This window comes from Gulosibacter sp. GYB002, assembly GCF_036577665.1.
Classification (GTDB): domain Bacteria; phylum Actinomycetota; class Actinomycetes; order Actinomycetales; family Microbacteriaceae; genus Gulosibacter; species Gulosibacter hominis.
Map to the genome: position 1 here is coordinate 1 of NZ_JARBDD010000010.1, position 4,662 is coordinate 4,662.

Genomic DNA, 4,662 nt, shown 5'->3' on the forward strand with positions numbered 1-4,662 from the left:
CCGCCTCGCGCCCGCGCCGCCGCGCGCCCCGCCTCGCGCCCGCGCCGCCGCGCGCCCCGCTCTCTCCGCCCGCTCTCCGCTCGGGTACACCGCAAATGCCGGGAGCCACCGCTATGGCGGTGTACACCAGTGTTTTCGGTGTACGCGAGCAGTGCGCGGGGTGAGCGCCGCATCCTGTTTCTTCCGCTTTCTGTGTGGCTCGGCGTCATTTGTATGTGGCAGAGCACGCACAGATGACGCTAACCCACACAAATCCGTGGTTTAGGGGCGCGCAGGAGCCCAGGCGAGGTGAGCGGGGTGTGCGAGTTGGCGGGTGGCGTGCGCGTGTCGGTGGCCACCGACAACGACGGACTGACGCTCGTGACCGCGTAGCGCACCACCTCGCGCCTTCCGCTCGGGTACACCGCAAATGCCGGGAGCCACCGCTATAGCGGTGTACCCCAGTGTTTTCGGTGTACCCGAGCAGTGCGCGGGCTGAGCGAGCGCACGACGGCGCGCACCCCCACACGTTCGTCCATGTGAGGGTGCGCAGCACAGCCGCGGGCGCCCCACGACCGCGGCGCCCTATTTGTGGCCGGGGCGTCCGATCAGCTGCTCGCCCTGCGCAATCCGCAGCGCATCATCGCTACCGGGCACCACGTTGCCGCGCAGCGAACGACCCGCAGTCTCGTTAAATGTGAGCACCGAGACCAAACCGATCAAGCCCGCAACGGCCAGATAGTAGCCCGGCACCAGGGTGTTCCCGGTGACTTCAATGAGTGCCTCATTGACCATTGCCGCAGTACCACCGAAGATCGCCGTCGACAGGTTGTAACCGATCGCGAAGCCCGAGTACCGCACCGAGGTGGGGAAAAGCGCAGGCAGCGTCGCCGAAATCGACGAGATCACGATCACCAGCAAGAGGCCGAGCACCGCGATACCGCCCAGCTGAGTCCACACCGACCCGGTCTGCACCAGCATGATCGCCGGTACCGACAGCAATGTGAACCCGGCACAGGCCGTAATGAGCAGCGGTTTTCGCCCGATTCGGTCAGACAGCGCCCCGAGCGGCGCGATGATGGCCATCATGATCAGCTGGATGACCACCAGCGACATGTTCGACTGCACGGGATCATGGCCCAGCGTCTCCGACAGATACGACGGCATATAGGTCAGCACCAGGTAGAAAGCCACGTTCACGAGGATCACGAAGCCGAACAGCTTGAGCAGCTGACCGGGGTGGTCACGGAAAAGCCGCACACCCGCGTTCGGCTGCGAGCCTTTGTTGGCGTCGGGAAGGTCCTTGGTGAAGGTCTCGGGCTCGTCAAGCGAGCGGCGCATCCACAGCGCGATGATGCCGAGCAAAAGCGTCAGCGCGAACGGTACTCGCCAACCCCAGGCGTGCATCGCCTCGTCACCGAGCGCGAATGTGAGGCCCGTGCACAGCAAAGCCGCGGCGCTGAACCCGGCGAGCGTTCCGAACTCGAGGAACGAGCCGTAAAAACCACGACGGTTATCGGGCGCGTGCTCCGACATAAACACGGCGGCGCCGGCATACTCACCGCCGGCTGAAAATCCCTGAATCATGCGCAAAAGCATCAGCAATATTGGTGCCGCAAAACCGATGTCGTGGAACGTTGGCAGCACCGAGATCGCCGCGGTCGAACAGCTAATCAGGATGATGGTGAACACCAACACCCGCTGCCGACCCACACGGTCACCCAACGGTCCGAGGATGAGACCACCGAGTGGCCGCACCAAGAACGACACCGCGAAACCGGCAAAGGCGAGGATGCGCGGCAGCGCCGATTCGTCATCGTTAAAGGTAAAAAAGCTCTCGCTGATATAGGCAATCAGGTATCCGTAGATTCCGTAGTCGAACCACTCGATTGCGTTACCGACCGCGGCGCCCGCGACCGATTTACGCGCGCGTTTGCGCTGTATGGGTGTGAGGTCGATTTCTCGGGTAATCGGGGGCAGCTCGGCTGCTTCTGGTTGTGTGTTCACGGTATTCCTTTCGCTGAGGGAGTGCACCGGCGAACTACTCCGCGGTGCTACCGGGCGCGCTCGACTTCTTTGTCGATGCGCAAAGCAATGGATGTGTAGGCGGCTGCTGCCGCTATGAGCTCGTTGATGGATACGCGTTCGTCGGGCTGGTGCGCTTGCCCCGTAATATCGCCGGGGCCGAGCACGATCGTTGGTACCCGGTGGTGGGATGCAATAAAACCTCCCTCGCAGGATGCGGTCCAAATATCGTGAGTGCCGGGAAATCCCTGGTCGCGAACCGCATCGGTGGCAATTTTTACCAGGGATGCATCCGGTTCGGTAACAAATCCCGGCATGGTCATCTCGACCATCCCGTCGAATCGGATGCGGTTCCATCCCGGTCGCTGGGCGGCGGCAACTCGGTCGCGGGATGCGGTGAGCAGCTGCTGCAAAATTGTTTCGGGATCTTCGCACGGCAGCAGCCGCCGGTCGAGGTTGAGATCGCAGCGGTCGGGAACGATTGAGGTGCCGTGACCGCCTTGAATTTGGCCGACGTTCCAGGTTGCGGCCCCGAGTACCGGATGCGGTCGCTCGGCAAGCCGTGCCGCATCCTGTTCAACCGCGGCGATCAATTCGGTGGCCGCGAGTATTGCGCTGGCGCCGTCGCTTGGCCGACCGGCGTGGGCGCTCATTCCCGACACGGTGATGTGCATGTTGGTTGCGCCACGGCAGCCGATGATCGTGGTGAGATTCGTCGGTTCGGCGACGATGCAGGCGTCGTAACTCTGCGCATCCGCGTGCTGCAAATAATGCTGCGCACCGCGCGCGTCGGCCTCTTCATCGACGGTGCACAGCAGCGACACCGGTATCTGTGGCTGCTGCTGGTGAATCGCGGCCATCGCCGCCACCACCGCGGCGAGCCCGCCCTTCATATCAGTGGCGCCGCGGCCGAAAATTTCGGTGTCGGTGCGCCGCGGTGTGAAGGGGTCGGCGCTCCAGCCCTCGCCGGCCGGTACCACATCACTGTGCCCGAGAAACAGCACTCCGCCGGGCCGGTCGGGGCCAATGCGGGCAGACAGATTCGGACGGCCGGGCGCCACTTCGCTGAGCGACACCCTTGCGCCGATATGCTCGAGGGCTGCCGCCAGCACGGCGACCGTGGCAGCCTCAGTGCCGCCGGGGTTTTCGCTGGGAGCGGCGATGAGATCGCAGGTGAGCTGCACAATCTCTTCGGCCGACAGGGTTTGACTGGATGCGCTCACGGCTACGCACCCGGCTCAATTTCGTACAGGCCGCGGGGGAAGTTTGCGAGCAGTTCGATACCCGACTCGGTCACCACCACCGGTTCGGAGTTTTCAAAACCGAAGCCGTCCTCCCACTGTCCGGCGATGATGTGGAAACACATCCCGGTTTCGAGCACGGTTTCGTCATCGGGGCGGATGCTGACGGTGCGCTCGCCCCAGTCGGGCGGGTAGCCGATGCCGATTGAATAGCCGAGCCGGGAGCTTTTTCGTATCCGGCCCGCTGAATGACGCGCTGATAGGTAGACGCCACCTCGTGCGCGGTGACGCCGGGCCGCATCGTATCGAGTGCGGCTTCGAGCCCCGAAACTGTTGCGGCGGCCAGGTGGCGCACACGTTCACTCGAGCGGCCAATAACGGCGGTGCGGGCGAGGGGTGCGTGATAGCGGTGGTGCGCGCCGGCGATTTCGAGCGAGATGGGTTCGCCCGCGGGAAGCGGCGCGGCGGTCCACGTGAGATGCGGCGTGTCGGCTGCGGCGCCGGTGGGCAGCATTGGCACGATCGCGGTGTAGTCGCCGTCTGCGCCTGGCACGCCGTTGATTTGCGCGGCGCTGATGGCTGCTGCGACCTCGTTCATTGGGCGACCCTCGCGGATCGCATCCATGCCGGCCTGCATCGCGTGAGTGACGACCCTGCCGGCCTTACGCAGATAGGCGATTTCCGCATCCGATTTGATGAGCCGCACCCAGTTGATGAGGTCGTTGCAGCTCGAAAATTTCCAGTCGAGAAGGTTGCTGGTGAGGGCGAGGAAGGTGCGGATCGTAAAAAAGTGCGCCTCGTTCTCGTAACCGATGTGTTTGGATGCGGGCCCGAGATGCTCACGCATTTGCTCGGCCATCCACTCGCCAGGATGCATCTGTTCGTTGTGCACCATGACCTCGGGGTATCCGAGAATTTGTTCGGGGTCGATGCCGGTGGCAGTGCGATGCGCACCGTTTGCATCCATTTCGCGCATCAGCAGTAGCGGTTTGCCGTCGACCGGTAGGACGAGCGCTTGCGGCATATAGAACGACCAGGCGTTATAGCCGGTGAGATAGTAGAGATTGGCTGGATCAGTGATGAACAGCGCATCGAACCCGGAAGCCGCGGTTTTTTCGCGCACTCGCTGCTGGCGGGATGCGTACTCTTCGGCGGTAAAAACCTCAATTGCCGACTGCTCATCGGTGGCCTTGTGCGACAAGACGACCTCCTTCACCTCACTGTGATGCGGCACCCGTGCCGCTGATAAGGCAGTGTAGAGCGCTTAGTGCAGTCAGCCCAGGCGATTTTGCTTGTTCATACTGTTTACTCCGGCTTCATGGTTGCTACATGAGTGGCCGCTGATTGCCGTGGCGCTGCGGCGATGGTGGCGCGCCGCCCGCGCCCGCCGCCCGCCGCCCGCGCCCGCCCGCGCCCG

Annotated in this window: 3 protein-coding genes; all 3 read right to left on the minus strand. The window is 63.6% G+C overall.

Annotated features, from left to right (window positions below):
• Nucleotides 1-564: 564 nt before the first annotated feature.
• Nucleotides 565-1,986: an MFS transporter gene (locus tag PV375_RS06350; protein ID WP_332106601.1), complete on the minus strand. Its 1,422-nt coding sequence runs from the start codon at nucleotides 1,984-1,986 to the stop codon at nucleotides 565-567.
• Nucleotides 1,987-2,033: 47 nt separating this feature from the next.
• Complete coding sequence (locus tag PV375_RS06355) at nucleotides 2,034-3,227, minus strand: M20 family metallopeptidase (protein ID WP_332106602.1); 1,194 nt, start codon at nucleotides 3,225-3,227, stop codon at nucleotides 2,034-2,036.
• 70 nt (nucleotides 3,228-3,297) lie between these two features.
• Nucleotides 3,298-4,446, minus strand: a complete 1,149-nt coding sequence (locus PV375_RS06360) for a M24 family metallopeptidase (protein ID WP_332106603.1) — start codon at nucleotides 4,444-4,446, stop codon at nucleotides 3,298-3,300.
• Between the last annotated feature and the right edge of the window lie 216 nt (nucleotides 4,447-4,662).